This window comes from Vogesella urethralis (assembly GCF_007644045.2).
GTDB classification, from domain to species: domain Bacteria; phylum Pseudomonadota; class Gammaproteobacteria; order Burkholderiales; family Chromobacteriaceae; genus Vogesella; species Vogesella urethralis.
This window is the reverse complement of sequence record NZ_VMDW02000006.1, coordinates 1-229: the sequence shown is the minus strand read 5'-3', so window position 1 is coordinate 229 and position 229 is coordinate 1. Positions and strand designations below refer to the sequence as shown.

General features: G+C 52.4%; 1 protein-coding gene. It reads left to right on the top strand.

Features of this window, described 5'->3' with window-relative positions:
* Positions 1–30: 30 nt before the first annotated feature.
* Positions 31–229: oxidoreductase (locus tag FLQ03_RS00265; RefSeq protein ID WP_144374176.1), on the top strand; the 199-nt coding region annotated here is incomplete at its 3' end.

Genomic DNA, 229 nt, shown 5'->3' with positions numbered 1-229 from the left:
CGGCCTCCCGGCCTCCTGTGGAGAGAAGAGATGAGCCACTATCCGCACCTTTTCAGTCCGTTGACCATCAACGGTATGACGTTAAAAAACCGCATTATTATGCCCCCTATGGGCACCAATATGGCCACGCTCAATGGCGAGGTGTCGCAGGAACAGCTGGAATACTACGAACTGCGGGCCAAAGGCGGCACCGGGCTTATCACCATCGAAAATATTTGTATTGATTTCC